This window comes from Burkholderia sp. AU4i, assembly GCF_000466765.1.
Classification (GTDB): domain Bacteria; phylum Pseudomonadota; class Gammaproteobacteria; order Burkholderiales; family Burkholderiaceae; genus Burkholderia; species Burkholderia cepacia.
Genome location: NZ_ASSI01000060.1, coordinates 185,122 through 210,537, shown reverse-complemented (window position 1 = coordinate 210,537; position 25,416 = coordinate 185,122). Strand labels below are relative to the sequence as shown.

Annotated in this window: 47 protein-coding genes; 38 read left to right on the top strand and 9 right to left on the bottom strand. The window is 60.3% G+C overall.

Annotated features, from left to right (window positions below; all coding sequences use genetic code 11):
* The first annotated feature begins 34 nt into the window (after positions 1 to 34).
* The 12 genes from L810_RS47245 (at position 35) to L810_RS14385 (ending at position 6,287) form a co-directional block, all read left to right on the top strand.
* Complete coding sequence (locus tag L810_RS47245) at positions 35 to 259, top strand: hypothetical protein (protein ID WP_155836250.1); 225 nt, start codon at positions 35 to 37, stop codon at positions 257 to 259.
* The gene (locus tag L810_RS14430; protein ID WP_051392254.1) at positions 256 to 603 is read left to right on the top strand and encodes a hypothetical protein; all 348 of its coding nucleotides are present in this window, start codon (positions 256 to 258) and stop codon (positions 601 to 603) included. The genes L810_RS47245 and L810_RS14430 overlap by 4 nt, the downstream gene beginning before the upstream one ends.
* A gap of 24 nt (positions 604 to 627) precedes the next feature.
* Positions 628 to 852 carry a hypothetical protein gene (locus L810_RS14425; protein WP_042974559.1) on the top strand — a complete coding sequence of 75 codons (225 nt, stop codon included), beginning with the start codon at positions 628 to 630 and terminating at the stop codon, positions 850 to 852.
* Positions 853 to 875: 23 nt separating this feature from the next.
* Positions 876 to 1,295 (top strand): hypothetical protein, encoded by a 420-nt coding sequence (locus L810_RS14420; protein WP_042974557.1) that lies wholly within the window; start codon positions 876 to 878, stop codon positions 1,293 to 1,295.
* Between the two features lie 378 nt (positions 1,296 to 1,673).
* Positions 1,674 to 2,021, top strand: coding sequence for a hypothetical protein (locus L810_RS14415; RefSeq protein WP_155836248.1), 348 nt, complete (start codon positions 1,674 to 1,676; stop codon positions 2,019 to 2,021).
* A gap of 99 nt (positions 2,022 to 2,120) precedes the next feature.
* Positions 2,121 to 2,582, top strand: coding sequence for a hypothetical protein (locus L810_RS14410; RefSeq protein ID WP_042974552.1), 462 nt, complete (start codon positions 2,121 to 2,123; stop codon positions 2,580 to 2,582).
* A 41-nt stretch (positions 2,583 to 2,623) separates the two neighbouring features.
* The gene (locus L810_RS47240) at positions 2,624 to 2,800 is read left to right on the top strand and encodes a hypothetical protein (RefSeq protein WP_021159034.1); all 177 of its coding nucleotides are present in this window, start codon (positions 2,624 to 2,626) and stop codon (positions 2,798 to 2,800) included.
* Between the two features lie 229 nt (positions 2,801 to 3,029).
* On the top strand, positions 3,030 to 3,359 hold the full coding sequence (locus L810_RS14405; protein ID WP_021159033.1) for a hypothetical protein: 330 nt from the start codon (positions 3,030 to 3,032) through the stop codon (positions 3,357 to 3,359).
* 174 nt (positions 3,360 to 3,533) lie between these two features.
* Positions 3,534 to 4,217 carry a hypothetical protein gene (locus tag L810_RS48420; RefSeq protein WP_021159032.1) on the top strand — a complete coding sequence of 228 codons (684 nt, stop codon included), beginning with the start codon at positions 3,534 to 3,536 and terminating at the stop codon, positions 4,215 to 4,217.
* A gap of 59 nt (positions 4,218 to 4,276) precedes the next feature.
* The gene (locus tag L810_RS48415; RefSeq protein WP_179945671.1) at positions 4,277 to 4,510 is read left to right on the top strand and encodes a hypothetical protein; all 234 of its coding nucleotides are present in this window, start codon (positions 4,277 to 4,279) and stop codon (positions 4,508 to 4,510) included.
* A gap of 123 nt (positions 4,511 to 4,633) precedes the next feature.
* Entirely contained in the window at positions 4,634 to 5,626 is a 993-nt protein-coding gene (locus tag L810_RS44005) for a hypothetical protein (RefSeq protein ID WP_021159030.1), read from the top strand.
* Between the two features lie 268 nt (positions 5,627 to 5,894).
* On the top strand, positions 5,895 to 6,287 hold the full coding sequence (locus L810_RS14385) for a hypothetical protein (RefSeq protein ID WP_042974550.1): 393 nt from the start codon (positions 5,895 to 5,897) through the stop codon (positions 6,285 to 6,287).
* A 215-nt stretch (positions 6,288 to 6,502) separates the two neighbouring features.
* Here L810_RS14385 and L810_RS14380 read toward each other — a convergent pair whose 3' ends face one another.
* Together L810_RS14380 and L810_RS14375 are read right to left on the bottom strand one after the other, a co-directional pair.
* Positions 6,503 to 7,801: a Y-family DNA polymerase gene (locus L810_RS14380; RefSeq protein ID WP_021159028.1), complete on the bottom strand. Its 1,299-nt coding sequence runs from the start codon at positions 7,799 to 7,801 to the stop codon at positions 6,503 to 6,505.
* Entirely contained in the window at positions 7,798 to 8,238 is a 441-nt protein-coding gene (locus tag L810_RS14375; protein WP_021159027.1) for a LexA family protein, read from the bottom strand. Before L810_RS14375 ends, L810_RS14380 begins: the two co-directional genes overlap by 4 nt.
* A gap of 206 nt (positions 8,239 to 8,444) precedes the next feature.
* Here L810_RS14375 and L810_RS14370 point away from each other — a divergent pair, with 206 nt between their 5' ends.
* The 4 genes from L810_RS14370 (at position 8,445) to L810_RS14355 (ending at position 10,890) form a co-directional block, all read left to right on the top strand.
* Positions 8,445 to 9,080, top strand: a complete 636-nt coding sequence (locus L810_RS14370) for a hypothetical protein (RefSeq protein ID WP_042974548.1) — start codon at positions 8,445 to 8,447, stop codon at positions 9,078 to 9,080.
* Positions 9,080 to 9,718: an RES family NAD+ phosphorylase gene (locus L810_RS14365; protein ID WP_021159025.1), complete on the top strand. Its 639-nt coding sequence runs from the start codon at positions 9,080 to 9,082 to the stop codon at positions 9,716 to 9,718. The genes L810_RS14370 and L810_RS14365 overlap by 1 nt, the downstream gene beginning before the upstream one ends.
* A 368-nt stretch (positions 9,719 to 10,086) precedes the next feature.
* Positions 10,087 to 10,461 (top strand): hypothetical protein, encoded by a 375-nt coding sequence (locus L810_RS14360; protein WP_021159024.1) that lies wholly within the window; start codon positions 10,087 to 10,089, stop codon positions 10,459 to 10,461.
* 84 nt (positions 10,462 to 10,545) lie between these two features.
* Complete coding sequence (locus tag L810_RS14355; protein WP_042974545.1) at positions 10,546 to 10,890, top strand: hypothetical protein; 345 nt, start codon at positions 10,546 to 10,548, stop codon at positions 10,888 to 10,890.
* A 57-nt stretch (positions 10,891 to 10,947) separates the two neighbouring features.
* Here the strand turns inward: L810_RS14355 and L810_RS47230 are convergent, their stop codons facing one another.
* Entirely contained in the window at positions 10,948 to 11,304 is a 357-nt protein-coding gene (locus tag L810_RS47230; RefSeq protein WP_155836246.1) for a hypothetical protein, read from the bottom strand.
* Between the two features lie 11 nt (positions 11,305 to 11,315).
* Here L810_RS47230 and L810_RS14345 point away from each other — a divergent pair, with 11 nt between their 5' ends.
* The 9 genes from L810_RS14345 to L810_RS14310 all read left to right on the top strand — a co-directional run bounded on the left by L810_RS14345 (position 11,316) and on the right by L810_RS14310 (position 15,614).
* The gene (locus L810_RS14345; protein WP_021159023.1) at positions 11,316 to 11,555 is read left to right on the top strand and encodes a hypothetical protein; all 240 of its coding nucleotides are present in this window, start codon (positions 11,316 to 11,318) and stop codon (positions 11,553 to 11,555) included.
* A 9-nt stretch (positions 11,556 to 11,564) separates the two neighbouring features.
* The gene (locus L810_RS47225) at positions 11,565 to 11,840 is read left to right on the top strand and encodes a hypothetical protein (RefSeq protein WP_021159022.1); all 276 of its coding nucleotides are present in this window, start codon (positions 11,565 to 11,567) and stop codon (positions 11,838 to 11,840) included.
* Positions 11,841 to 11,888: 48 nt separating this feature from the next.
* Entirely contained in the window at positions 11,889 to 12,092 is a 204-nt protein-coding gene (locus L810_RS47220) for a hypothetical protein (RefSeq protein ID WP_155836244.1), read from the top strand.
* Positions 12,093 to 12,105: 13 nt separating this feature from the next.
* The gene (locus tag L810_RS14335; RefSeq protein WP_042974537.1) at positions 12,106 to 12,588 is read left to right on the top strand and encodes a hypothetical protein; all 483 of its coding nucleotides are present in this window, start codon (positions 12,106 to 12,108) and stop codon (positions 12,586 to 12,588) included.
* 252 nt (positions 12,589 to 12,840) lie between these two features.
* The gene (locus L810_RS14330) at positions 12,841 to 13,353 is read left to right on the top strand and encodes a hypothetical protein (RefSeq protein WP_042974535.1); all 513 of its coding nucleotides are present in this window, start codon (positions 12,841 to 12,843) and stop codon (positions 13,351 to 13,353) included.
* A 71-nt stretch (positions 13,354 to 13,424) separates the two neighbouring features.
* Positions 13,425 to 13,706, top strand: coding sequence for a hypothetical protein (locus L810_RS14325; protein ID WP_021159019.1), 282 nt, complete (start codon positions 13,425 to 13,427; stop codon positions 13,704 to 13,706).
* A gap of 100 nt (positions 13,707 to 13,806) precedes the next feature.
* Complete coding sequence (locus L810_RS14320; RefSeq protein ID WP_021159018.1) at positions 13,807 to 14,313, top strand: hypothetical protein; 507 nt, start codon at positions 13,807 to 13,809, stop codon at positions 14,311 to 14,313.
* Positions 14,314 to 14,364: 51 nt separating this feature from the next.
* Positions 14,365 to 14,967 carry a rhomboid family intramembrane serine protease gene (locus L810_RS14315; protein WP_257008861.1) on the top strand — a complete coding sequence of 201 codons (603 nt, stop codon included), beginning with the start codon at positions 14,365 to 14,367 and terminating at the stop codon, positions 14,965 to 14,967.
* 32 nt (positions 14,968 to 14,999) lie between these two features.
* Positions 15,000 to 15,614 carry a hypothetical protein gene (locus tag L810_RS14310; RefSeq protein WP_021159016.1) on the top strand — a complete coding sequence of 205 codons (615 nt, stop codon included), beginning with the start codon at positions 15,000 to 15,002 and terminating at the stop codon, positions 15,612 to 15,614.
* A gap of 132 nt (positions 15,615 to 15,746) precedes the next feature.
* Here the strand turns inward: L810_RS14310 and L810_RS14305 are convergent, their stop codons facing one another.
* The gene (locus tag L810_RS14305) at positions 15,747 to 16,031 is read right to left on the bottom strand and encodes a hypothetical protein (protein ID WP_042974533.1); all 285 of its coding nucleotides are present in this window, start codon (positions 16,029 to 16,031) and stop codon (positions 15,747 to 15,749) included.
* A 92-nt stretch (positions 16,032 to 16,123) separates the two neighbouring features.
* On the bottom strand, positions 16,124 to 16,531 hold the full coding sequence (locus L810_RS14300; RefSeq protein WP_021159014.1) for a hypothetical protein: 408 nt from the start codon (positions 16,529 to 16,531) through the stop codon (positions 16,124 to 16,126).
* A gap of 250 nt (positions 16,532 to 16,781) precedes the next feature.
* Here L810_RS14300 and L810_RS47215 point away from each other — a divergent pair, with 250 nt between their 5' ends.
* The 3 genes from L810_RS47215 (at position 16,782) to L810_RS14285 (ending at position 19,231) form a co-directional block, all read left to right on the top strand.
* The gene (locus L810_RS47215) at positions 16,782 to 17,537 is read left to right on the top strand and encodes a hypothetical protein (protein WP_155836242.1); all 756 of its coding nucleotides are present in this window, start codon (positions 16,782 to 16,784) and stop codon (positions 17,535 to 17,537) included.
* Between the two features lie 86 nt (positions 17,538 to 17,623).
* A complete protein-coding gene (locus L810_RS14290; RefSeq protein ID WP_021159012.1) occupies positions 17,624 to 18,427 on the top strand; it encodes a DUF2491 family protein in 804 nt (267 codons plus the stop codon).
* Between the two features lie 45 nt (positions 18,428 to 18,472).
* Entirely contained in the window at positions 18,473 to 19,231 is a 759-nt protein-coding gene (locus L810_RS14285) for a hypothetical protein (protein ID WP_021159011.1), read from the top strand.
* Between the two features lie 104 nt (positions 19,232 to 19,335).
* Here L810_RS14285 and L810_RS14280 read toward each other — a convergent pair whose 3' ends face one another.
* From L810_RS14280 to L810_RS14270, 3 genes are read right to left on the bottom strand one after another with little or no spacing between them, the layout of a single operon-like run.
* Entirely contained in the window at positions 19,336 to 19,782 is a 447-nt protein-coding gene (locus tag L810_RS14280) for a hypothetical protein (RefSeq protein WP_021159010.1), read from the bottom strand.
* A 50-nt stretch (positions 19,783 to 19,832) separates the two neighbouring features.
* Entirely contained in the window at positions 19,833 to 21,167 is a 1,335-nt protein-coding gene (locus tag L810_RS14275) for a type II toxin-antitoxin system HipA family toxin (RefSeq protein WP_021159009.1), read from the bottom strand.
* 10 nt (positions 21,168 to 21,177) lie between these two features.
* On the bottom strand, positions 21,178 to 21,501 hold the full coding sequence (locus L810_RS14270; RefSeq protein ID WP_021159008.1) for a helix-turn-helix domain-containing protein: 324 nt from the start codon (positions 21,499 to 21,501) through the stop codon (positions 21,178 to 21,180).
* 403 nt (positions 21,502 to 21,904) lie between these two features.
* Between L810_RS14270 and L810_RS14265 the strand changes: the two genes are divergently transcribed.
* From L810_RS14265 to L810_RS14240, 9 genes are all read left to right on the top strand, one after another.
* Positions 21,905 to 22,198 carry a hypothetical protein gene (locus tag L810_RS14265; RefSeq protein WP_042974527.1) on the top strand — a complete coding sequence of 98 codons (294 nt, stop codon included), beginning with the start codon at positions 21,905 to 21,907 and terminating at the stop codon, positions 22,196 to 22,198.
* Positions 22,199 to 22,205: 7 nt separating this feature from the next.
* Complete coding sequence (locus tag L810_RS14260) at positions 22,206 to 22,496, top strand: hypothetical protein (protein WP_021159006.1); 291 nt, start codon at positions 22,206 to 22,208, stop codon at positions 22,494 to 22,496.
* Complete coding sequence (locus L810_RS47210) at positions 22,496 to 22,660, top strand: hypothetical protein (RefSeq protein ID WP_021159005.1); 165 nt, start codon at positions 22,496 to 22,498, stop codon at positions 22,658 to 22,660. The genes L810_RS14260 and L810_RS47210 overlap by 1 nt, the downstream gene beginning before the upstream one ends.
* Before the next feature lie 26 nt (positions 22,661 to 22,686).
* Entirely contained in the window at positions 22,687 to 22,995 is a 309-nt protein-coding gene (locus L810_RS14255; protein ID WP_021159004.1) for a hypothetical protein, read from the top strand.
* Between the two features lie 113 nt (positions 22,996 to 23,108).
* A complete protein-coding gene (locus tag L810_RS49060; protein ID WP_257008860.1) occupies positions 23,109 to 23,234 on the top strand; it encodes a hypothetical protein in 126 nt (41 codons plus the stop codon).
* Positions 23,235 to 23,249: 15 nt separating this feature from the next.
* Positions 23,250 to 23,756 (top strand): hypothetical protein, encoded by a 507-nt coding sequence (locus L810_RS47205; protein WP_155836240.1) that lies wholly within the window; start codon positions 23,250 to 23,252, stop codon positions 23,754 to 23,756.
* Positions 23,747 to 23,875 carry a hypothetical protein gene (locus L810_RS49055; protein WP_257008859.1) on the top strand — a complete coding sequence of 43 codons (129 nt, stop codon included), beginning with the start codon at positions 23,747 to 23,749 and terminating at the stop codon, positions 23,873 to 23,875. Before L810_RS47205 ends, L810_RS49055 begins: the two co-directional genes overlap by 10 nt.
* Positions 23,876 to 23,892: 17 nt before the next feature.
* Positions 23,893 to 24,216 carry a hypothetical protein gene (locus L810_RS14245; protein ID WP_042974522.1) on the top strand — a complete coding sequence of 108 codons (324 nt, stop codon included), beginning with the start codon at positions 23,893 to 23,895 and terminating at the stop codon, positions 24,214 to 24,216.
* Positions 24,217 to 24,332: 116 nt separating this feature from the next.
* On the top strand, positions 24,333 to 24,881 hold the full coding sequence (locus tag L810_RS14240; protein ID WP_155836238.1) for a hypothetical protein: 549 nt from the start codon (positions 24,333 to 24,335) through the stop codon (positions 24,879 to 24,881).
* Positions 24,882 to 24,897: 16 nt separating this feature from the next.
* Here the strand turns inward: L810_RS14240 and L810_RS14235 are convergent, their stop codons facing one another.
* The gene (locus L810_RS14235; RefSeq protein WP_042974520.1) at positions 24,898 to 25,152 is read right to left on the bottom strand and encodes a hypothetical protein; all 255 of its coding nucleotides are present in this window, start codon (positions 25,150 to 25,152) and stop codon (positions 24,898 to 24,900) included.
* Between the two features lie 52 nt (positions 25,153 to 25,204).
* On the opposite strand from L810_RS14235, the gene L810_RS14230 reads away from it, so the two are divergent.
* Positions 25,205 to 25,408, top strand: coding sequence for a hypothetical protein (locus L810_RS14230; protein ID WP_021159000.1), 204 nt, complete (start codon positions 25,205 to 25,207; stop codon positions 25,406 to 25,408).
* Positions 25,409 to 25,416 lie beyond the last annotated feature (8 nt).

Sequence of the window (25,416 nt, the reverse complement as noted above, 5' to 3'; positions counted from 1 at the left end):
ACTCATCGTCTTCCATTGATCGGAAAGCAGAGACATGACGAACGCGAACTATTGGAGCTTGATCCAGAACGAGGCCGGGGACCAGTTCGCTTGTCAGCGGCAGGTCAATCAGACGTACGAGACTGGAGCGTGGCATCCGACCGCTGAAGCCGCGGCCCGAGAGCTGGACGAGCTGAACGTTCAAGCCGAAGAAGAAGCCGCAGCACTGGAGCGCGTGCTGCCCGACCATCTTCGATCAGCCTCGGAAAACGCACCATGACCGCAGAACAGCAGGGCCACGACGAATTCGTTACGTTCAGTTCGGATGCGTACAACGCGGGCTTCCGCCTCACTCTGTACGTTGACGGTGGCGTTCGCTCAAGCGCGGCCCTAGTGTCGGTGAATAAGGCACTCGCTAAGCCGTTCGGCCACGTCCCGTTGGCCGTCCGCGCACTAGCCTTCGCCCTGCAACAAGACGGCTACCCCGTTGAATGCAGCACCCACGGTAACTCATGGTTTCCCGTTACTGAGCCGATGTTCGAGGCCGTGACGTACTACCGCCTGTTGCCCAAACCCGGTATGCCCGTGGCACCTGTAACAGAAACGGACTCGGACGAGTTCTGAGCAACCATACACGGGAAGACATTGATGAGCGAGATTCTCACTGAAGCTGAAAAGGCCGCTATCCGCGCTGTAGCGGCTGGGGATAAGGAGAGTGTCAATGCTGCACGCGCGGCATTCGATCGTGCGGCTCCGAAGCACGGCGTAAGCGCGTGCGTTGAGCTGCAATTTATGGGGGAGATGCTTGCTCCCGTTCCGGATCTGTTGCTGCGCTCGCAGTATCGCGCGGCAGTCCTGAAGCGGTCGGCCTGAATCGTAAAAACGGGGGAATGTAAATGTTGATGGCATTGCTGGCTCTTATCGGCCTCGCGCCCGCAGAAGCGACGCATAACCCATGTGCGGGGCCTACCTGGGCGCTGTCTGCACAAACTGCCCTAGCTTGTGATTTCAAGGACGCGAACGGCGTGGCCACGATCCTGCATCGTGACACATATCGCGGTGAAAGAACGCATACGTCATTCACAGTGGTTCGCCTGAATGGCGGCGCTGCGAAGGCGATTCTCGTGAGCGACAAGGTGGAGAGCGAGGCTGACGCTCGAAACGACGCGGTGCTGATTGGTCCGAACGGCGGGTGGGTCGACCAGTCCGGTGTCGCGCATGGGGCCGCAGACTCGTGGACTATGAATATCGCTCAGACGGGTTTTCCCGCGAAACAGGGAACACTGGTGTCGCTGGTGGAAAGCTCGTCGAACTGATTGGCATAGGAAAACACGACGATGAAAGGGAAGCACGTTTTGTCCTGCGGCGCCCTCGGCGGTCGCAGCCCGAAGACGGGGAAGCGTGTTGGAGAGCGACATCGCTGGAGCGGTGGTGGCTGGGGAAAGGGGCACTGCGAGTTCTGCTTCCGGACCCTCGATCAGGTGCTCGTCGACGACGTTCCGAAAGCCGGATCGCTGCAGCACCTAGAGCGCGCTTTGACAACGGCGCAATGAGGAAGCAGAGAAAGACATGGTGAACCTCGGAGCGATCACGATCCGCTGCCCACATTGCGGACGCTCGGCGCTGTCCAGCGCGAGTAAAGGGATGTGGTGCGGTCACTGCAAGAACGGCACTGTTCGATAGGTAAACATTCTATGCGAATCTCACTTCGAGCGATGACTGTTGCGAGCCTGATGATGCTCAACGCGGTTGCTGCCAGTGCTGCGCTGCCTCCGTCTGATCCGCGACACCAGCAGGAAATTTCCCTGGGCGTCGTTGCCCATGCGGCGCTCGAGTATCAAATGCGACGCGGAACGCTCCCGCGCGATGTATCCGACTTGCGCGCCGACAGTCAGTCGCTTTTGCCGGCCGACTGGACGTTGGATGGTAGCCTTTACTTTTACGAACGTGCTGGCAAGCCGTGGTTGAGCTGGCACGGACATGACGCGGCAGCCGCCTGCTCGCTCGAAGATGCAACACACGGCCGTTGCATCGACGTCTAGGAAAAGGGTTTTACCGTGGCAGTACGTCCCTGTCGCGGCGTGTTGGCCGGCCCGTACTGGCGGCCCTTTTTAAACCGGAACACGAATAGTCAGCCCCATATGAAACGTAAACCGTTCATCGTCGCAATCGCGGTGGTTGCCTTGTCGCGAATCGCGGGCGCGCACACGATGCAAGCCTCCGAAGTGGTGTCAGCGTGTCAAAACGTGAAGGGCACCGATGCTCACGAGAAGTGCCTGAAAACCTATGGTTCGATGGAGCTCCGCTCGTACACGGTCGCCGTCGAAGTTGCAGGCAAGCCCTTCACCCTTAACCTTGAGGATGGTGGCTCGCCAAAGTCGGCAAGTGCCGATGGGGTGACGGTACAAATCATGGCCCAACACTCGTTGCATGATGATGCGCTCGAAGGTCTGCTTTTCGTATCGGATGAAAAAGTCAGTCCTTCAGAGAAGGGCTGGTTCGGGCCGCAGGCTCCGGTAGTTGTCAAACGCGATTTGCCGCTCATCCTGACGACCCCGACTGGCAAGCGAGCCACGCTGATCGTGCGCAACATTCAGAGCTAGGAAAACAACAGAGCCGGCCGCGCCGGCGAAGGAAGAGACAAATGCTTATCAGGATTGAAGTGTCGGACGCCGACCTCGAAGCAATGGAGTGCGACTCTATCGACGAGTTCGAGGAACAGATCCGCAATCAGCTGGATAACGGCGTTGTCACGAGCGACGGCGGTGCCGGAGCTGATTGGATGGCCGAGTACGACCTTGAAATTGTCAAGGTAGATTGAGCGTAAGTCCACGCCGCATTTTCAAATTCGGATGAGGATGATTCCCATCAGGAAGTCCGGTGCTATACTCGTAACCGCTTTCCCTCGGTAGCTGGTCCGTATTCCAGCCTGCTCGGTCGATTCCTCGTCCGTGATTCGTATTGCCGCCTGCCGGCATCTTGTCTTTCCCTCTGGGGCTCCGTTCCCCAAAGGGGTCGGTTTGCCCCCAATTTCTCTTCAGGAGCAAACCATGTTGAAAATCGCAATGTCCCCGGTCGTCGCCATTTCGTTCGCCGTCGCTAGCATGCTCGCCGGCGGGAACGCCTTCGCGCAGCAAGCCGACCAGCAGGCGATGCTCGGTGCGACTGGCACTGTCGTGCGTGTCCGTCTCGTTCCGGCGCCGGTCCCGCAAGGGAACCATGCCGTCCAGGGCGTATCCGCGCAGGATCTCGTCGAAGTCGGCGTGCGCGCGAGCGACGGCGAGGTGTATAGCGCCACCGCGGATCGCGTGCATCAGCCGCGCCTCGGTGCGTCGGTCAGGCTGGTCAGCTATGGCAACGGCCTCCGCGTAGCGGAGTGACGTCGCCAGGCGTCAGTTGCAGGATGGGGCCGTAAGGGCCTCTTCCTTTGTTGTGCGCCCTTGTTGGGCATGCATGAAGAGGGGAGTCGGTGTCCTGAAAGTCCCCTCTTTCTATAACCCTTGCGGGGAAGCGCTCCCGCTGGGGCGCTTCTCACACACACGGTGGAGAAGTAAATGGAACAACGGAAACTGCCGGAGAACGATGATTTTGTCACTCATCGCAAGGCGTGGCGCGATGCGCTGCTCCTCGTCCGCGATGACGGTTGTCTTGTGGGCTTGGACGATGGACCGCTGAACTGGGATATCCAGATCCAAGCGTTCGACCGGGCATTCGAGGCGTATGCACCGGGTTCGATTCCGGATGGCTTCCGATCGAATCACGAAGCTTGGCGTTTAGCGTTGAATATCGCGTTGGACCGTGCCAAGCGTCAGGATCCGGATGTCGATGACAAGGCGTACTGGGAGCATGAGATCCGTGCGTTTGACCGTGCGTTCGAGTCGGTCGGAATTCGTTTGCCCGACGCGAAACTGCTGCATGTCACCGAAAAGCAGCTCGAGGCCGTTAAGGCGGCCGGCTTCAAGGTTCATCTGGGCAGTGCAACTGATGGCCCGGAACTCAACGGTCGCTGGTGGTGGACAGTGATTCAACCGGGTTGGATGGAACCGGAGACATGCCCCGGTGATTTCCGAACCGAGAATGAAGCATGGGCGGATGCTTTTCGCGCGCTTCAGGCGGATCCCGATCTCACCCGGAAAATGCAGGAACCTCTCAATTCACCGGAGGATCCCATCGGGATGACCGATGTGGAGATCGTGGAAGGTGCCGAACGGATGGCGCGCGTTCTTCTGAAGGCCTAGGGTTTCGAATTCTCGGGCGAAGCAGTACGGAAGAGCGCGAACCCTCGCGCAATCTCGGCTTGGAACGTCGTTTCCGCGATGCTCGAGGAGTACAACGGCACTGCTTGTCGAGCGCGGTCGACTCCGTCGATTGCGGTGAGCAGGAAGTTTCGCAACCGGATTCGGTGACGCAAGTTTCAATTCCGGATCCGTTGCAGATGCTGCGCAACGCCCTCCGCTTCAACGAGCTCGGCAAACGCCATGAATCGGCCGAGGCCATCTCAGCCGCGATTGGCATGCTCGAGCGTAAGTAGTCGACTCGATATCCGTTTCCCCCTCGAGGGGGGGGAACGGGCCTCAAGTGACTTTTCAAACCCTCGCGGGGACGCTCCCCGATCGTGGGGAGCGCTTCTCGCAATCAACTTTGGAGAAGCAACATGAATCAAGTGAAATTGCCGGAAATCGTCTGGGCGTCCAACGGTTTCGCTACGGAAATCGCGAAGGTGGATGGAGTTGCGATCGGTCACGTAGCGCTCCGCGGCCGTCCGGATTACGACGACGCATACGAGGTGGTTCTTTACAACTCGGAAGGCGAAAAGAACTCGTGGTCCGGGAAGCCGGATCCGGCAGCAACTGCCCATGTGGGCCCCGAGCAGGACAAGGCGACATTCCTGAAGATGGTCGAAGAGGCGCTGGAACGCGGCACGCCCAGCGACGTTTTGACGATCATGAAAAGGAACGGGCAGCGCAATGGCTCCTTCCCGGAGCGCGTGCGATTCAACTGGGGCTTTCACGATGGCACGGCCGAAGCGGAACGTGCGGCGGTCAGGGACATGGAGGGTCATCAGGATCGCGCCTATGCACACGGCTATGTCCGTGGCGTACTGGCATGGAAGAACCTGGGTTATCGTCCCGAGACGAGCGATGAAGCATGGTCGGCCTACCAGAACCATCCGGTAGTAGGACAGGCAACGGGGAAACTGCCGGAAGTCTCGGTGGCCGCACCCGCGAGCTCGCCAAAGGCCTACCGCGTCGAAGTGACGGGCGGCGGCGATCTGGATAAGTCGCCTGGTGTCGCGATCTTCGAGGTGAGTGAGGAGTCGGCCCGGAATATCATCAAGCTGTCCTCGGTGGTCAGGGCCAACGACCTGTACAAGGTCGAGAAGTACGACTGTCGAGCTCAGTATCTTCAGTATGATCCGGAGACTGATCCCGATGACGCGCTGGATGCGGGCGAAGAGAACGCCGTCCGTTCCGAGTGCGACATGCTGGTGGTTACCGATGACGCGTTTTACTTTCGAGCCTATGTGAAGCACACGGACGTTGCTGTCGAGTGCGCGTCACAACCGATCGCGGAACTGGCGGCGCACTTCGCCATTCCGTTCGAAGACCCGAGGCACCAGGGCAATTCGTCTTCGCCCACCATGTAATCCATCAACATGAAGTCTGCCCGCTGTGTGCTCCTTTGGAGCGCCGGCGGGCGTTTTTATTGGTGCGTCCAGTTTGCGAACTTGCGAAATTTCGCAATTTCGTGTCGGGGAACATTCGAGCCGACCACGCGTACGTCAGAAAGAGGCCCGAATAGGCGCTCATTCCGGATTCCTGCGCGGAAGCGGCGTCAATAGAATTTTGGTCAAGGGATTCTGCCGCTACCTTGAACAGCGACACGCCCATATCGGATAACTGATAGGAGCTCGAATGCAACCGGAACACCTTTGGAATATGCTCGTGGGGACCACCATCATGGATTCCGCGACGTCGGGGTACGCGACTCGCGTCGGCCGGCGGCCCATGCCGCCAAGGCTGAAGGAACTCCTGCAACTTCGCGATCTCCCGCCGGACGTGTGGACGGACAGCGATCGCACGCTCGTGGAAAGCGTGCGCGGTCTGGCGAAGGTCCTGATGAACGGATCCCTCCTGCAGGAAGAGGTGGCATCAATGGGTATCGGCCTCGGCGTCTCGAAAGAACTGATGGTCTGTCTCGCCGCGTTCGCCGAACCGGGTGAAGTCCCCGGCGAAAACGGTGTCGGCACCGCCCGGCCGGAACAGAAAACGCTGGACGTCATGCTTTCGAATATCCGAGTTCTTTGACGAGGTGACCGGCGATCACTGAATCTGGTGCACGACAACACCAAATTAGAAACAGCTTCCCAACAAGAAGCAGTTATGCCATACTGAAGTCCTCTCAGGTTCTAGCACGGCCCTCGGAATTTGCTAGAACACTTTTGAAGCGTCGCCCTGAAAAGTGCGATGCTTTTTTTTTTATCCATCGTGTCGTCGACACCGCCTGTCTAGGGTCGTGCAGCCTATGCACGTACGATTGGCAGTTGGTTCCAATCGGTCGTGTAGGCTGGTGTTAGCCGCTCCGGTCGGTGCCGCCACTCCTGCGCGAATCCGGCGCCGGCTAACTTCACGGTGCCGCGACCAAAGCGCGCGTTCAGTGCGTCGACCGTCTGCATCAGGGCTTGCGGATCTCGGCCATTTCCCGTCACTGTCGGCTCGTCGGCGCCGAACAGCTCCAGTTGCTCGACATCGACCGAACTGAGGTCGAACAGCATCACGCCCGCTTTCGCGTAGCGCACCCCTTGCCTGAAAATCCCGCGTAGCGCGTATCGTGCGGCTTGGACGATCTGCCGGGTGTCTTGAGTTGCCGGTGTCAGCCGGATCGAGGTCGACGCGGAGAAAGGCGCTTCCCGCTCCCGAAACGGGCTGTTGCGAATGAAGACCTGCAGTGCGCCCGCCCGCGAGCGTTGCGCGCGCAGCCGGTGCGCAGCGCGCTCAGCAAATTCCGCGATCGCCTCGGCGAGTTCGGCTTGCTCGAGCACGACGCGGCCGAACGAGCGCGACGTCATGATCTGCTTGCGCGGCGCCGTGTCCGCGCCGAGGTCGATGCAGGGCCTGCCGCGCAGTTCGCGCACAGTTCGGGCAAGAACCACCGAAAACTCGCCAGCGATCCCCTCGGGGTCGGCGCGTGCGAGGTCGAGTGCGGACGCGATGCCCAGTTCACGCAGCCGCGGCGCTAAGCGCGGCCCCACACCCCATACGTCGCCGACGTCGACTTCCCTCATCAGGGTTGCCAGCGCACCGCGCGGCATCGCAGTGAGGTTGCACACGCCGTTCCAGTGTGGCCGCTTCTTGGCGACGTGATTGGCGAGCTTCGCCTGGGTGTAGGTTGAGCCGATGCCGACGCACGTTGGGATGCCGACCCATTGCAGCACGCGAGCGCGCATCTGTTGCGCGTAGTCGGTCAGATTGCCACGGATGCCGTCGACAAACAGAAACGACTCGTCGATGCTGTAAATGTGCTGGTCCGGCCCGAACTGCCCGATGATGGCCATCATGCGATCACTGATGTCCGCATACAGTTCGAAATTCGCGGACAGCGCGACGAGGCCTGCGTCGTGCTCCAGGTGCCGAATCTCGAACCAAGGTTGGCCCATCTTGATCCCCAGCGCCTTGGCTTCCGCGGTGCGTGCGATCGCGCAGCCGTCGTTGTTCGACAGAACGATAAGCGGCCTGCCGACGAGCGCCGGGCGGAACACCCGTTCGCACGAGCAATAGAAGCTGTTGCCGTCGATCAGCGCGACGGGGCGCGACGTCTTCACGGCAACGCCTTGATGCAAAACGTCGCTACGCCCCATATCTCGAGCACGTTACCGTCACGTGGGCGGATGTCCGGGAACGTGGGGTTGGCGGCCAACAGTTTGACGACGCCGCCGCGTTGATAGAGCCGTTTGACGGTCAGTTCACCGTCGACCACCGCCACGACGATATCGCCGTGGCGCGGTCGCACCGCACGATCGACGATCAGGCGGTCACCGTCGTCGATCCCGGCGTCGCGCATCGAGGGGCCGCTGACGGTCAGGAAATAGGTCGCGAGCTGGTGGCGGATCAAGACCTGGTTCAGGTCGATGCGCGAGACGGCGTGGTCCTGCGCGGGTGACGGGAAGCCAGCCGGAACGCGCGCGAGGACTTCGGCCACGGGAACGGGCTTGCCACAGTCGATCTGCGGCGCGGTGTTGGGATCCGGGGTGGCGGACATGGCGAATCCTTGGGTACTGTACAAAAACACAGTATTCTGCACCAAGGGACGCCGGGCGCGAAATTTCGCGTGTGCGGACGCAGCATTTTTTGCCGATATGCCGCCCAGCGCGGTGATGTCGTCCTCTCGTACCCAACCCTCTAATCTTGCGATTTTGACGACGACAACTATAATGTTGGCAGAGTCGCAAATTTTCGGAGGGAGTCATGATTCAAGTCCATGAAGACTCAAACACGGACGTAGTGTTGAGCCTGCCGCTCCCGCGCGGCACCGATCCGGTCATTGCTTCCTCGCTGCAAAAGGGGATCGAAGAGTTGCTGGTTGTCATTCTGTCCACGCCTCAATGGGAAACAGGGCTGTTCCAGCGCGCGGATGAAATCGCCCGGGCTTTCTCGGGCCTGTCGGCGCCGGCAGCGCCGTTGATCGAGGAGCGTATCCGACGCCAGAAGACCATGCGCGAAGTTTTCGCGCGGGGAGACTGGCTCACGGCAGAGCAGATCAATGCGCTGCAGGCAACGCCGCCCGCCAACAAGGCTCAACCCGCGAGTGACTGGAAGCGGCGAGGGCGTGTCTTTGGCGTGACGTTCAATGGCAAGGAATACTTCGCGGGCTACCAGTTCGACGCGATGTGCCAGCCACTGCCAGTGATCAAAGACATCCTCGAGGCGCTCGGGCCAGTAGAGGATGCGTGGAAGGTCGCCGCGTGGTTCCATTTCCCGAACGGATGGATTGCCGGGCGTGGCGCGCATGAGGCCGAGCCGGTTGCGCCGCGGGACGCGCTCGATCGTCGTGATGACGTCGTTGAAGCCGCCCATCATCTGCACGGGGAGTACGTCGCCTGATGACCGGCCTGCACGTACCCGGCGCGGCGGAGCCGTTCACCGTCCTGCCCATTTCCCGAGAGGATGTACCCGCTTGGTATCACGCGTATTGCACCCACCCTCACGGCACGACGTCGACCACGTTCTCCGAAGGCTGGGGCAATACGCGGTTCGCGCCGATCAATCTTCGGGACGGCTCGCCCGTCCACACGTGGTACGGCGCGAGCTCGTTCGAGTGCGCCATCATGGAGTCGCTTTTCCACGATGTGACTCTCAATCCACCCGGGGTTTTCTATCTCGATCGGCTTATACACTACCGGATCGCGAAGGTGCTCCTGCCTGACCCGATCCAGTGCGTCAGCTTCCATACGCCGTATCTGCCCGCCCTCGAGGTGACGCGGGCCGATCTGATCGACAGCATTCCGGCCAAGTATCCGCAGACCCGCCAGTGGTCGCAGGCTGCACACGATCAATGCCCGACAGCTCAGGGGATTGCGTACGGATCCCGCAGGAATGACGCCGGCCGGTGCGTCATGCTTTTCGGGCAGAGGCTGTCATCACCCGGTCTCTACGTTCTCGGTGATGACTCACTGGCGGTCGATCCGCTCCGGAGCAAGGTATTGCAGTTGGCGGACAGCCTGAAGATCTCCGTCATCTGACCGCGAAGGCGCTCGCATGGGCGCTCTTTTGAAGTTCCGGTCAGAGCGAAGAAGCATCGGACATGCGATTCGTTGCCTCGTCGGGAGAGCTTGATCCAGGCTCGCTGTTCAGTACAGTGTTGATTCGAAACGCGCTAAGCGACGAAGGAAAAGGCGATGACGCTTCCCATCAAACCGCAGAAGAAGGCGAGACGGATTCACCTCGCCAACGATACTGGAGGTCGATCGCGCTGCCGCTACACATCTCGGCCGAGCGTGCGCGCGACATTCGTTCCGCTGGCCGAGTTCATGGCGTTACCGCATGATGTACGTTGCGTCGAATGCGAAAGGGCAGCGAAGGACGAAGATGGTTGCACGGCGCCTGCCGTATGAACGGGGAAATCATGAAGGTTTTAGTTGAAAAATCCGCGCTCGACGCATTGCTCAAGACCGCTGTCCCGATGTATGAAGGGAGTACGAACGCAATTGCGGAGGAACTCGACATCGAATCACTCCTCGCGGAGGCTGTATCAGTCGCGCAGCCTCGCAGGCGTGCGAAGGCCGGCGACAGCAACATCGATCCGCTCGACCAGCTGGTATCTGTGGTGATTGGCGTTCCCGAATCGATGAACCGGTTTATCAAGGCACAGGTGTCAGAGGCGGGTACGAACGTGCAGGCATATACACGGGCGGTGTTGCATCTGGCGATGCGTGCTGGTCTTATGGAGCGCGTCACGGCAGCTATGCGTGACACGGCCGCATAAGAATACGCAGGAGCGAGCTGAGATAGCAGGCCGTAAGGGATGCGATTGAAACTCGCAGACGCGAGCGTATAAAGGAAAAAATCGATGAATCTTGCCTCGTTTAGCTCGGTCGCTCTGTACGAACTTGCGAAGAGACTCAATCCGGAAGGGGTCGTGAAGAAAGCCTTTATTCCAGTCGAGGTCGAGGGACAGCCTATGGAACTGCGCTACTTCACCGACCGGGGCGATGGATCGGACGTCGAGTTCAGTTTCTTCCGCTCGGACGCGCGCTACGCTCGACGATCGATCATCGTTTGGAAGGATGGGCGTATCGATTCGGCTGACGATGGAGTCCTGCCCGACTCTGATAAGCGGGAAGTCGAGAGGCGGGTGACTTTGTCGGCGGAAGACCTCGCGCGTGTTGCGTTCGCGGCCCTCCAGCGGCTTTGATATCCGAACGCCGGAGCGAAAGAATCCGGCGCTCGAGCGCCCGATATCAACCAATCACTACGGGGTGGACTCGCGCGACGGGCTGGCGCTGCCTGCTTGCTCAGCGCCGCCCGCCACAGCCAAGGAATAGGAAAAAGCGTGACGAAACCTCACAGCATCGATGTGTCCTCGAGGGGAGATACCGTGTGGGTGACGGCGCACGATGGCTCGTGCGTTGGGCGCTTCAGCAAGCGCTTTGGGATCGACGTGCATCGAACCGTGACGGAGCAGCTGGAGGGTGCCGATCAATGCCTGCATTGTACGCATGAGCCAGCCGGGGAAGCCGAGTGGAAAGCGTTCCGTGAGGCAGTTCTCAAACACCACGGGATTGATGTTCCAGTCGACGTGATCGACTTTTGAATCGGCAACCAACAAGGAGCAGATCGATGGAAGCGATCTCACCCAAGCTGACGGATGCGCAGGTCCGCGTCATGCGATGGCTGTCTCGAGGTTGGGCGGCCGAGCCGGGCGCCGGGTCAGCCGTAATCGTGAACGGCGCCCGCATCTGCAACGTGGATACGATGCAGGCGCTGTATCGCGCGGGGTTCGCTACCCGTGACAATCAGGGATGCTGGCGAGCGACGCCGTCAGGTTTGGCGCTGCGCGACCGACTCCAACAGGAATAGGAAAAATCAATGAATCTGTTCATGACATCAGCACCGGCGATTGGCGACTGCCAGCGCGAAGGCCGCGACGCATTCCGCAAGCACGGGGTGACGGGGGGAACGAAACACGATTACCCTGACGGCAGCGTACAGAAAGTGGCATTTCTCGATGGCTTCTCGGAAGAGAAGTATCGGGCCGGCGAGGCCGCCATCGATGAGGCTCGTGCATATCACGCCCTGACCGTGCGCGACGCCGCTAAGGACCGGGCATGGGCCGAAAAACTCAGTTCGGGAAATTGCCATTGACGTCATATCCCGCGGAGGTCAGAAACCCTTTAAACGGAAATAACGCCAATGAGTCGCTACATTCAGATCGCTCCCGGCGTCCTGTTCGCTGCCGAAGTGCTGAGTCCCGAATGGGGCCGCGAACATCGGCAGTATCCACCTGCCGCACAGTCTAAGTCTGTCACGCAATCCGCGCGGCGAACGACCAGCGAAATCACCGAAGGCAAGCGAGACCTCCGCGAAACCAACCTTGGTCAGATTGAACTGTTGTGAAGGAAAAGCCGCAATGAGTGAAATAACCATTGCCGACGCGATGCGCCTAGCCATCAATCTGCTTCGGGATTCTGCGGAATCCCGAAAGATGCCATCCGGGGAACCGCTTGGCGACGATGGAACTGCGGTTCATGCAGCTGCCGCGGACGAATTGAGTGCGTTGTTGTCGCCTCGGCCAGGGGAGCGCGACGCCGCTTTTCCCGTCGAGTTGGACCCATCGTTCATTCGAGTGAGTATGGACATGTGGCGCAAGGCAACGGATATGCAGATCCCGCTGCACGATGCGTTCAAGATTCATTTCATGGCGCGGCGTAAATCGCTCCTCGAAGGTTTCGAGAAGACGGGAAAAGCATGGCTCGCCATGTTGCGGGGCATGAAACCCACATCAAATGCGAGTGAGCTCGTGGCTCTACGCACCGACATCAAGGAGTTCGTGAGATGGGCTGAGGACGGACTCGAAACGCTAGCGCGTCTCGGGAGCGGTCACGACGCCTGATCACCCGTTCGGTTGGCTACTAGAATGTCGTCCAGCTAGGAATCTGACCGGAAAGACGCCCACATGGGCACTCTTTCGAGATTCCGGACTGGAAGCGTTCTCCCTACAATCGCTTGCACTGGCCGCAAGAGAGTGATCTAGGCGCGGGTTCGCAGGCTGTCTTGGCGCAGTGCTGTCTGCGCGGCACCGATTGGCCGCTTCCTGACCGGATATGTCAGACGCGCATTACGGTCAAAACGCCAAGGAACACACATGATGGTAGCGAGCGGGATGGACACTCAGAGCTTCATCCCTGGTGACAGGGTCTTTCTTGTGATTGCCGAGCCAGCGACCGGCAGCGCGTCGGTCTGGGTCGGCGCGACCCACGAAGAGGTGATGAGCGCATTGAAAGCGGTCGGCAAATCGGTATTGCGGATCATCAACCTGACGGAACTGGAGAGCTGGATGGAGAAGGCCGTCGCGACCATTCTCAATCACAAGGCTCAGGCCCTACCGGCAGGCACCGCGAGCAGCATGAATGATCTCATTCGTGACGGCATGGATGGCTATTTCGTAGCGTTCGGCGAGCACGTCAAGGGTGCTGTCGATGCCACACTCGGCAAGGCGACGAGCGAAGCGGATCGTGGCCGAGTAGTTGGGAAGATGCTGGCTGCCGGCCGCACGGTAACTCTGGCCGTGCCATTCGACCTATTGAACGTCACGATGCAAAGAATGTTGGCGGTGCAATCGGGCCGAGCAGATCCCGATCGAGTTATCTGCCACTAACCGAACGGAAAACACTTGACGCGCAAGTGCCCCTCAGGTCGGCCGGTGGCCGAAGAAACGAGTGATCTGGAATGACAACAGTTTCCCTGATCGAGGAAATCCGGAACTACGCGGAAGGCCGAAAGAGTGACGTTGCTCGCGGTGCCGAGACGCCCGCGTTTGCTGCGCTCATGGTCGAGAAGTACGGTGAGGGACTTGCGAAGGCGGTCCATCTGATGGGTGCAGACAATGGCGACATGATGCGCGAGCTCGACCGCTTGGTACGCGAGATCGACCCGGAATATCCAAAGCATCGGCAATACCGCTTTGAAGCGCGTCCTGCCGGCCTCGCGATCAACGACAAAGTCTACTGAGAGCCGATCCATAGGCGAAAAAGTCACACACGCCGAGGCATCTAGAAGTGGCGGGGCGAGTCAATAGAATGAGAGCATCGAAATAAGAGGGAGAGTTTTGATGCGGAACACCACGGTACTGGCCACGAGGAAGGATTTCAACCCGTTCACGCTCGCGCTCAAGGCGCGCTGCGAGGCCGAAGGGGAAGTACTCGTGCGCATGCGCAATGGCGACTACTGCAAGGTCGCGTACCGGCCGGCCAACGCCGAGGATTACACGGACGAGGCTTTCCACAAGACGGATCACTCCGCATACTGGGATCCCAACGGGGAATCCATCACCAGTTCCGATTTCGATATCGTCGAGCTCAGTGACGTGCCGACAGCAGCGCATACGAAGACGATACCGATCGACGAATTCCGCGACGGTGCCCGCGATGCGGTTCTGAAGGCGCTCGACGCGTACATGCGCGAGCGGACCGGCTGCGATAACGCCCGCGGCGCTCGCGATGCGGATCTGCCGCAATTGTTCGCGGGAATCGACGCCCACATGGACCGTGTTGCGGCACGCCTCAACCGCCCCGACAGCGACGAGGTCGGCTCAGCCTACCTCTCGATCTCCCTCTGAACAGGTACACCCGTCGCGGCGACCATCGCCGCTGCGGGTCTTCGCAACCGAATGATGTTGAACGCCTATTCCATGACCCGTGCGGTCCGCACCGCCGGCGAACAGATCCGAGCACGAGCGTTACTGCTCGCCATGTTCGTCGGCTCGATGTGGCTGACGTTCTTCCTGTCCGTTGCCATACCGGGGCTGCATCTCGACCGGCATGGCGTCATTCCGCGCACGCTGAGCGGTCTGCAGGGCATCCTGTTTGCTCCCTGGTTGCACGCGAACATCGGGCACCTCGTCGCGAACACGGGTGGACTGCTGATCCTCGGCTGGCTGGTCATGTGGCCGCGCATCTCGAACTTCTACGAAGCACTGATCGGCTCAATGCTGGGCGCCGGGCTCTGCTCCTGGCTTTTCGGCGCGGCCTGGTCCGACCATATTGGGGCAAGTGGCGTCGTGTTCGGATTTGCTGGATACCTCGTCGGCCGTGGGGTCTACACGCGCAACGTCCTCGCGATCGTGGTGGCGCTGTTCGTCGTCGGCACCTATGGCTTGAGCATGCTGCTCGGCGTGCTGCCGATCTATCCAGGAATCTCGTGGCAGAGCCATCTGGGCGGCGGGATTGGTGGATTTCTGGCAGCGCGTGGCTCCCGTGGCGAGCGCTCGTAAGCGAATCTGATCAGGAAGCTCAAAGGAACCCCATGAACCTCGCTGCTATGAACGAGAGACAGGCAACCCCTAAGATCATTCACTGGGTCACCGCGGCGATCGCAGTCATTTCCACTGCAACTGCGTACGCCGGCTCACCTATCCAACCGATCAGCATCCAGTCGGAGACTCCGATCAGCAAGGTCTTGATCGGAAACTCGATCGGATGGCTTGTCCGCGTCCGTGACGATCATCGAGCGGTCACGATCGAGCGAAATGCGCAGTACGCGACTGCGACGGACATGATTTTCGTGACGCCGACCGGGCTCGTGACCTACGACATCGCAAAAGACGGACGGGTGGATCTGAACACCGACCGACGGATCATGCGGAACGATGGAACACTCGAACTCGCGCCGGTGCGAGTATCGGTCCTCGAATTTCCTGCCACGGTCAAGCACGTCGAGTGGACGCGCCCGCTCGCTCTTCAGGTTCAGGCCGTGATTGATCATCACTACGTCGCCCTGAAGTACGCGCCGATGATCGGCGGTCCGAATATAACCGGGCCACGCCGCCTGACGATCACTACCGAATCCGGGAAGTATTCGTTCAACGTGGTCGCTGGAACCAGCGGAGCGCCGGTGTACCGGGTAGTCGACGGAAACTGAGACTCCGATAGTTTCAGTTTCTCGCCGAGCGAATCGCCCAAGGCGATCGCGGATAGCCTGAGCCGATCAAAGCAAAAGCGGCGTGCTCCCCTGAGGAGTGCCAGCGGCCGTATGGCTTGCGCAAACGATCGATCAGCGCATGGTGGCGAATCCGTAGCCGATGACGATCAGCACGGTACAGATTATCTGGAGCACGAGGCCTTTCCAGCCGGCTTGCTTCGGGTTAAGGCCAATGAGCTCGGACAACCGGTACCAAATCAGGACCGTGAAAATGAGACCGATGAAGGTCAGGTCCACATGCCTGTTGATCATGCGATCGATTCCGATCAGGATCGCGAACACTGCGACGGTGGACCCAAGACTCAGCAGCACGCTTCGCGCGTCCGGCTTGTAAATGGTCACGCCCAAAACTTTCATTTGAATATCCCCGAAAAACAGATCACCGCGCGCTCGTTTGACGGCCTGGTGGCGGCATTGTAGCCATAAGCCAACAAGCCCTCTATGGGCGCTTATTGCGGCCGTTTAGCAGGCTGCACCAGCGCGTAGTCCTTGAAGTCGTGCTGGCCGAGAGAGGACCGGAAAACGGTCTTGTTGCCGTCCTGGACGGGCGAGGCGAGTTCCTTCTCTGCCGAGTCGGCGTCGGCCCAGTCGATGTAGATGCTCCCGTTGTTGCTCACGGTTCGGATGACACCGAGGACCTTCGGATCGTGAACATAGAAGATCTCGCGGCCGCGCATCGTTTCGACATACCAGGGAATCTGATCGAGATGGATGTTCCCGGCCTCTCTGGACGCCTTGATCCTCTTCGCTCGTGTGGCATCGAATGCTGCGCTATCGAAGGGAGTATTCGGGGCGGCCGGCGGCGTGCTCACGTGCGGCTGATCGGGCAGGACAGTTTCGTATGCGACGTCGGTCATGGGCTGGCGCTCCGGTGAGGAGAGGCCAGAGTGCCATGCCAGCGCGCCATTGCAAGACGGTACGTGGAGGACCACGTTTGGATTTCGGCGGCACATCGTCTTCCCACGGTTGTCGTGGCGAAAGATGCCCCGTATAGACCCTGATTCAGCGTTTCTGACGGGCCCGGCGGTCAATAACATCCAGCTATCCGGCCGCGACTGATGACGTCTGGCTATCAGACCGGTCGATTTCTGGAACGGAGCCCTCTACATGAATCGCAGCTTTCTGGCCACGCTGGCTGTTGCACTCTCCCTGGCGGTTTCGCCCGTCACTTGGGCCCGCGGAGGCGGGGGTGGGGGCGGTGGCGGCCACTCCGGCTTCGGTTCAAGCCATGCCTCGTCCAGCTCGCACAGTTCGTCGAGCGGTAGCAGCCTGGGTAGCGGCTTCGGCAGCTCACGTTCGAACGTTTCGAGCTCGAGTGCGAGTGTCTCTCGTTCCAGCCCGTCCCTTGGCACCGCGCTATACAACAGCCAGGCGTCGCGGCAGGCCGCTGCCACGTACAACCGTCCGGCCCCGGCCCCGGCCCCGGCGCCGGTCTACACAAACGCTGGTGGCACCGGTGACTATTCGGGCAGTGCATCAACGGGGAACCGCTACAACTCGCCTGCGCCGATCGTCGTGCACCACTACGACAACTCCGGAAGTGGCAGTAGCAACTTCCTGTTCGGATGGATGCTTGGACATGAAAGCTCGCGCTCCGCGCCGGTCGTGATCGAGCAGCGGCCGTCCCAGCCGGTTTACGTGCAGTCCGGGAGCATCGCGGACACTGGATCGCAGCCGGCAAGCAACGCTGGATCGTCGACGGACGCAGTAGCGCCGTCAGTAGCCCATACCGGTAGCCAGATCCTGCACGTCCTGCTGTGGATCGCAGGTATTGGTGTGATCGGGTTCGGATCCTACAGGCTCTGGACCAACTGGTCGGCCCGCAAGGACAGCTATACCGCGACGAATCACTACAAGCTGTGAGGCGGAACGGGAAACCAAGCCGGTTACGCCGGCTTGCCGTTTCCTCCTCATGGCGACCCATGCATATCACGATTCAGAGACCCACAATGAGCCTCTTCAATTTCGCCAGCCGCATAGTCGACCAGAAGCTGGACGACGCTGCTCGCGCCCATGCCCCGAAGCTCGACCGCGTGGATACGGGTCTGCCGTTCAACGCGCAGATCGGCGCGCTGCTGGTGATCCCGCGCGCTGAGTTCGCGCTGCTCGACGCAAGTCTGCTGGATACGCCGAAGGACGCTCACCTGCCTATCGAATCGGCAAGTCGTCTGCATATGAACGGCGACGAGGACCTCAAGCTCTTTCGGCTCTACACGTCCTTAGGCGAGGGCCGGCTCGGCATCGGCGGCGCGTTTCTGCAGGTGCTCTGCGGCGCGGACAGCCTCGAGGATATCCGCGACGTCGCGTATTACCAGTTCCTCACGCGCCAGTACCCGGTGACAGCCGAGGAACAGGCACCGTTCCGCGGCGAAGGCTTCGGGTTGGGCGAGATGGACTACTACATGGCGGAAGACCAGCTTTCGCAGATCAGTGGTATGAGCGATTCCCGTCTGGACGCGCTGCTGCCCGGCGACATCGCTGAGATTCATTTCACGCGCGAGGGGGGCGTGGGCCAGTACGTGTCTCCCTTCCGGGCCACGGAGAACCGGCTGGACGACGCGGTTGGCGATCGCGGAATGAAGAAGGATCTCTCGTTCATGCAGTACACGCGGACGCTTGCTGGCGGGCAGTCTGAACGCCTCCTGATCTCGTTCGAAAACGTGCTCAGTCGCGACGGCCAGACGTCAGCGGCGGTGTACGTCGATTTCCTGGCCGGGCTCGCGCTCGACCGCAATAAGGTCAAGGTGCTGTAGCGCCGGCCATTTCACTTTCGCCATCCCTCTCAAGGAGTTTTGCACATGTCTGGTTGGAGCCTCACGGCAGCCCTCATCAAGAAGCACGTCGGTGTTCTCGGCGACAACATCGCCACGGCCATCGCTTCGTTCGACCCGGAAACCGCAACGCAGGTGGACCGGGACAACTTGGCTGCGAAGCTGCGTGAAGTCGCGATGAAACTCGCCGACGCGAAGCACAAAAACGCGGCCGCGCAGCAGGCGGCAACGGATCTGGCGACGAGCATCGCGACCGACGAGAAAGCGGCCGAGATCCTGATCGCGAAGTTCGACAAGAAGGAGATCGACGAAGCGACGCTCAACGAGTTCACGAGCAACCTCGAATCGAACAAAGCGAAGCTGCCGGGCCTGCAGCAGGATGCGGCAGCCACGCAGCAGCTCGTCGACACGCTTCAGGACATCCTGAACACCGTCGAGAAAAACCTCAACGAATTCGACGCCAAGGCGAAAGCCGCGATCAGCAGCCTCAACCAGGCACGTGCGGATGAAGAGCGCGCGAACCTGCGGCGCCAGGAACAGGACGAACTGAACGCGCTGCGCTCGGGTACGGGCGGCGCGTCGACGGGGCTCACCGCGCTGAACCGGGCGGCCGACGCCGCTCGTGTGCGTGCGGATGCCGCGACGACGATTGCCGACATCGGCCAGAAGCCGATCGATCGCCAGAATGCCGTTGAAGAAGCTCGTCGTATCGCCGCCGGCGGCGCGGACCCGGCGACGGAGTCTGCCGTGGAGCGGCTGCGTCGAGTGGCCGCGGCGGGCAAGTAGGCTACGCGGCTACAGGACGGCCGGGCGATGCCCGGCTGTTTTCATTGCGCGGGGTAGTCTCATCAGCAGGCGTCTGAAGCGGCGCGCCGCCGCTGCGATGAGGGTTATTCGGCGATCTTCTCGGCCAGAAGCTTGAGCGTGAGCACGTTCTCGGACGTGGCCCGCACCCACTGGCCCGCCTCGTTTGCTTGCCACACGTCGCCGGTTTCGAGATCTACGGACAGCCACTTTGCTGGGCAGCGGGAGGTGATCTCGAGTTTAGTCAGTGCTGTTTCCGCAACCGGCCGGCCATCGATCAGTTTGCGCGGGCAGTCGGAGACGCCCACAAAACGCCAGTGGACGTGCCCCGACTTCACCAGCTTGTCCTCTTTGCGGGCTTGCTTCATAAACAGATCGGCCGCCTTGATGGCTAGCTCTCGCTGATCGCGTCTCACGCTTTTCGCGAGGTACTCGATCACCTGCGAGCGGCGAATGTACGGCACCTTCGCGTTCAGTATCATGAACGTCGCCCAAGCAGATTCGAGTTTCTTGTCGGTTTGGCTCGTGGCCATGGTGTGGTCCCGTGTCGAGAATTGTTGGCGAAATGCCTGCGGCCCGGCAATCAAGCCATGGGCAGCAGCAGCGACTGGATTCGATGTGTCTCCATGGGACTCACGCTTGCTTGAGCCGCAAACTCGGGCCAGCGTGCGACCGCATCCTGAACCTCGGCGATGACGCGACGGATCGAACCGACGCCGAACAGATCGGCCTCATCCAGGAAATCGTCGATCGTGAAGTCCTTGAACTTGCCATTCACGGACATTAGGTGCTGATGCGTCCATTCCCCATTCGGGTTATGCGCGAAGGTCACGTCGTAGGCCGGCGCCAGTTCCCACGCGCGGCCGCGGCGCAGACGGAATGAGAAATTCTTCGAGTGATCATCGCAGTTGCGCGCCATGACGTTGAACACCATCCGGCGAAACGCCTCTTCCATGTCCTCGTACGGCAGCTCCAGATCGCGGATCGTCCCGAACAGCTGAGCATAGGCGTTCGTCCCCTTCTTTTTGAAGTCGATATGCGCCATCGCGCACAACGTCTGCATGTGGTGACGGACATTGCCCGTTTCCCGATCGAACCGGCGGGTCATGAAGTGCGCACGACCGTTTTCCTCGAGAAGCCGGCAGGGCGACATCGTGATCTTCGCGGCCGTGGCCATCAGGTAGTAGGCGTATTCGATGCGGCCATAATCTTGGCTGGCGCCGAGCTCGTGGTCCTTGCCCATTCCGTCGAACTTGAGAAGCCAGTGCTCGAATCCGTCCGGTACGTCCAGCTGTCCGGACAGGATCTCGTTCGTTGCCGGATTCAAGGCGATCACGGCCTTTGCCCGCGCTCCGCCGGCCGACGTGCCGACGTCGATGATGCTGCGCAACGCCGCATTCGTGCCGTCATCGCCGTCCGCGACGCCGTGGACAGCCCGCCGCGCTTCCTCAACCAGATCGCTCAGCTTGATCGAGGTCGGCACGCGCTTGTGACCACCGCGCGAAGGTTTGAAGATCAGGGCACCCATCGCACGCGAGTTCATGTACGCCAAGCGATCGAGTGGCGTCACGTCCTTGGCGGAAATACCCTGCTCGGCCATGTAGCGGTCGATCAGCGCGTTGCCGAAGTCGTCGGGCAGAGCATCCGCCAGCAGCGCGGGTAAGCGCTTGTACGTAACCTCCGGGAGATTCGGGAACAGAAACGGGCCGCTGCGCTCGGTCGGCATCTGAAGCGGAGCCGGCTCGACGCCAGACTCAATGAAGTTGGGCGCCCAGGCAAAGGCGTAGTAGCCGTAGCCGGGATCGAGGGCGACGGCGCCGATCAGTTCGTCCCAGAGATAGACCTCGACGCGGTCCACGTGCTGGTAGGCGGCGCGGCGCGGTGTCTTGCGGCGGGTTTTCGGTGCGGTAGTGGCCATGCGCTTTCGTTCAGGAGGAGCGGGTGGATCGGATCGACTTCGCGCTCGCGCTGCTCTTGCTGCGCGCACGCGTGCGGACGGCGCCGGTGCGAGGCATCGTCATCGGATTGATGGTCGCGACGGGTGCCAGGCTGTCGATCCACGATTCCTGACCCAGTGCTCGCAAGACGCTCACGAGCGTGCGCAACGTGCAGCCGCTGCCGTTCTCAAGGTTCTTGAGGGCGGTTCGGCTCACGCCGGCGCGCTCGGCCAGGGTGATCTGTTCGATGTTCCGCTGCAGGCGCAGCGCCTTGATGTTCTCGCCGACGCGAGCGACCATCTGGTCGGGCGTCATAGACTTTGACGTTGCCATAATGGCCTCATTTAAGCTCGCAGCCACCGGATGATGGTCAACAAGGGTTCTAAACAAGACCATTGTAGTAAATGGCTCGCGGAATGCAATACCTGAAGTCTCAAGGGCTTCAAAAAGAGCCACAAATATAAAAATTCGCGATAACGGCTTTAAATGAAGCCATAGATGAGCGATCCGCTGGGGAGAAGCAGAAACAGCGATTCCGGACTGGATTTGTGCGCGCAGACGCCGATATCAGGGAGGGATGGCCAGAGATTCCCAAGTCGAATCGCGCGGCTGGCGACCCGTCATTGTCGTGTGGCGAGATATGCGGCAGGGCATCCGCGAGGGCTAGAACCGTTGGGCTGCGTCGCTAGAATTGGCACCGATAGAGGAGCATCTAACCATGACTACCAAGTTGACGAGGGTCGCTGGGAGCGAGAAGTCCGCGCATCAGCAGGTCCACGTGGGCGAGAACGCCGTCGGGGAGATCTGGCGCGAGAAGGTCAAGGTCGTCGTGAGCAAGCTCACGGCGCCACGGGTGACGGCCGAGCGGTGGCGTTGGTTTGCGAAGCAGGCCGGCAGCACGATTACGCTGGGTCGCGGCACCCGTGCAGCCATGCTGCTGGGCCCGGGCTTCAAGACGAAGGATGAGGCGATGGCCGTCCTGATGGGGACAACTTCGCGCGCAGGCGCTTGAGGATCTCATGAGCAAGTACGAAAAGCTGGACCAACTCATTCTCGACCGGATCGGCGCAACGCCGGCACCAGGGCTGTTGACGTCGGCCGAGCCGGTGCCGTTCCTCCTGCTCAGCGCGAATCCCGCGATCAGCGCCGAAAGCGAACGCCTTGCGCAGATCGAAAAGGCCGAAGCCAGGCACGGGAAAAGCACCGCCCCGGGATGGCGCATCATCGATCGCCGCCTGCAGGCGCTTCGCAAGGCCGAGAAAATCCGGTCGACGGGCAAGGGTTGGGTGTGCGTCGGCGAGGCCGCCTGATGATGACACAGACGCTCTACCGGGTCGTCGAAACCGTCTGGAAGGAACAAGGTCGCGTGACGATCGATATCGGCAGCACGTGGAAACCGCAGAAGGCGGCGCGCGAGGAGATGAACCTCCGTGCCGCCAAGAACCCGGCCAAGCAGTACTCGCTCGAGCGGTAGAAGTAACGAACAAGGAATTGCACATCATGAACATCGAAGTACTCAAGGCATCCGGGTTTGTGGCCGTTGAATACCCGGGTCAGCAGGGCGTTTTCTATACGAAGAAACTCCCGGTGACCGACATGCCCTACATGCGTGAGCATGCGATTGATTACGACCTGATTGGAGAAACGACCGTCATGCTGGTCGAGGTCACGCCAGACCGCCGCGTGCAGATGACCGCGATCAATACCGACTACGTCGAAGAAGCCGTCGGAATCGATACCGACGAGGCCGCCGGCCTGCTGCGCGATGCCGGCGTCAACGTTGATCTGCTGCTCGGCAAGGGGGCGTAATGAGTCTGCAAAACTACTCAGCGGGAACGCGTGTGCGGATCGGCGATCGCATCTTTCGAAGAACGACAACCGGCACGTTTTGGCGGGAAGAGCACCAGATCCCCGGCAACTGCGTGAGCCGCCCGTCCATCAGCCTGGAGAACATCGAGCAGGCCGCCGGCGTGAAGCACGTCGTGCTAGCGGAGCGCGGATGCTGTCTGGTCGAAAGCTCGCTCGAGCGCGACGAACACAGCCAGTGATTGAACGGAACAGAAATGGGAGAACCGGACAAAGACTGGATCGACGAGCTTGCCACGAAGTTGACGCATGTTCGCCCGGATTTTGTGGCAGAGGTCAAAGGGATGAGCCGCGACGAATTGCAACGTCGAGTGTTGATCCAGGCTGACTATGTTGGCCTTTTCGCCGGTAGCTTGGATGGCATTCCGGAAATTCAGTGCATACCGGGAAGCGGTGTTGATCGGTGCCGCGATCATGACAACATCCGATCGATTGTTGCTGAGCTGGTCAAACATTGCCCGAGAACGTGGGAGCGTACGTGGAAAGGGCAAAGGAAATGCGATATGGATGTGACCCAGTTTGCCCGGGTGGGCGACACAGTCGAATGTCACGTGAGAAATCCGCAGCCGGGAGTTATTCGCATGCAGCTGCTGACGCCGGAGGCCTGCGCTCACGCAAATGATTTGCTGATGGACCCGGCCAGTGGGTGGAATCTGGTTCCGAGCCAAGGCGGACAAGCGGAACAAGGAAAAGCATGTTGCTGAATAAATGGAAGGACGGAAGCGCAGGCCAAGTGAAGGCGATGACGGCAGCATTTGTCAACGCCCTCTTGTATGCCGGGATTTTGGGCATGGTCGCGCTGATTGTAATCAAAGTAACCTGATTGAAGGGATAAACGACATGCGTGGGGTGTTCAAGGGCCTGTTTGTCGCGACCTTGCTTGTGATTTCTACGGCAGCGCTCGCGGAAGGGTTCGGTGACCGATCGACTCGTATTGGCTGGCATGTTCGTCAGCCGACCCGCTTTATGGTGTCTGGGGTGCTGCGGAAGAACGGCAGCACGGACGTCATCAAGCCGATTCAGTCGATCTTGACGGCTGACGATGGAAGCACCGCGCTTCAGATCTTCATCAAGAGCGCGCAAACGCAGTATCCGGGGTACGTGCTGATCGCCACGCTGGTTTCGCCCGTGCCTACAGCCGGAACGTGCGAGAACGCGATATAGGCGAACTAGGAAGGCGGGGAATTCCCGCTGGGAATCTTGACTTGAACGATGACGTGCGACGATGAGGCCCTTCGCGCACCTCACACCACCCAGGTTGAAACCACTCGGGAAAAAATATGGGACGCATATTGGGTCGCGTGGAGTATGGAGCCAACGCAAAAGAGCCGAACCGGTTCTTTATTCATTGCGACACGTCAGGATGGTCAATGCCGCCGCTTTTTGCCGACTCAGCAGAGGCGTGGCGCGTCTATGACCGGGACGAAAACGGGGAAGCGTTGTATGCAGCCGTTCCGAAGCACAGCACCATTGTGCGGGTGATTCGCAAGGTGCTGGCTCACGGGCATAGTTTCGCCGCGAGCGGAGAGATTTATGGCGAGCCGTTGTTCGGTTTGGCAACGGACGATCGACTCTTGTACCCGCTCAGCAGGGGATTCGAAGAGAATCGGCGCTGCTTCCTAAAAGCCGGCGGTGTGCTCCATGTCGCAGAAGAGGTGGACGGCGGATTCAGCGGCTACTACGACCATCCCATCTGCGCGGAACGATGGGATTGGAGCAAGGATGATCAGAGAATTGCGTTCGAGGAACTGTTCGACCAGCCCCTCGATCTGTGCCCTCGTTGTGTTGACGCGTTGCTCGCGAAGGGCGGCGGCGGCTATGACGGTTGAAGCGAAGATCAACTTTTTACACTCGGCGATCGCCGAGGACGTCCGTACGCTTCCATGGCGCTCGAATTGCGCCGGCGAGATCTTTGCCGATGACGGATCCGAGAATGGCTTGCGCATTGGCCATTTTCAGGGTGATGCTGCGATCGCAACGTTCGTTGTGGCCGCCCACGACGAGTTCCGAAATGGCCGATAGGAAAGCAATAGACCTGTGGGCGTCCAGGAAGACCGCATAGGGAAGATCTACGTGCTGGCTTGAAACGAAGGATGACATCGCTAGTATTGGTCACGCAAGCGTACTGCTGCCAATCACGGGGAAAACAGCGATGTCCAAAGAGGTCTGCTACTGGCACGAGGAAATGAGCGAGGAGATCGCTCGCCGCGTGCTCGGCACGCATTTCGATTACGCGGTCTCGCAGGGTGTCGTTTTCTGCGAAAGCCGCGCGACCGGCGCCTGGCAGGCCAACCTGCAGGAATCCTTCGGCGCGTTCAAGACGGCCGCCCGTGTAGCTGCACGCGGCCGTACCTGACCGCGCAC